Origin of the sequence: Sphingobium ummariense RL-3 (assembly GCF_000447205.1) — a bacterium.
GTDB lineage: Bacteria > Pseudomonadota > Alphaproteobacteria > Sphingomonadales > Sphingomonadaceae > Sphingobium > Sphingobium ummariense.
This window is the reverse complement of the sequence record NZ_AUWY01000004.1, coordinates 1-501: the sequence shown is the minus strand read 5'-3', so window position 1 is coordinate 501 and position 501 is coordinate 1. Positions and strand designations below refer to the sequence as shown.

1 protein-coding gene is annotated in these 501 nt (G+C 56.3%); it reads right to left on the bottom strand.

The window, feature by feature from the left end:
* On the bottom strand, positions 1-369 hold a 369-nt coding region (locus M529_RS25370), incomplete at its 3' end, for a recombinase family protein (RefSeq protein WP_021316089.1).
* Positions 370-501: the final 132 nt, after the last annotated feature.

Here is a 501-nt window from a genome sequence, read left to right as displayed (position 1 = left end):
AGCAGAAAATCGCTCCGTTTGCGAGCAGACGCCGCTACGATTGCAAGCGCCTACAATTACCTCTGCAAATTGGGAAGTCGTATCAACCATCGGCTCGGCCAATGATCGGAAGCCAGCCCCGGCCTCCTTCACTGCATGGAGGATATTCAACAGATCGCGGGTGTTGCGGGCAAGGCGGTCTGTTGCCGTCACCATCAGCACGTCGCCATCATCTAGTGCGCCGATCGCGCGCTTGAGCTGGGGACGCTCGGCATTCGCTCCGCTAATCTTCTCGCGGTAGATTTTCACGCACCCAGCATCGGTGAGCTGGGCGATCTGCTGGGCCAAGTCCTGGCCGGTGGTTGAGACGCGCGCATAGCCGTAGATCATAGCCAAAATGGTGCATCAGATTTTTGCATCAGGAAAGAGGCCGGATTCCTGTGGGTTTCAATCTGATGCAAAACTTGTAACTGTAGGCGCTTGCAATCGTAGCGGCGTCTGCTCGCAAACGGAGCGATTTTC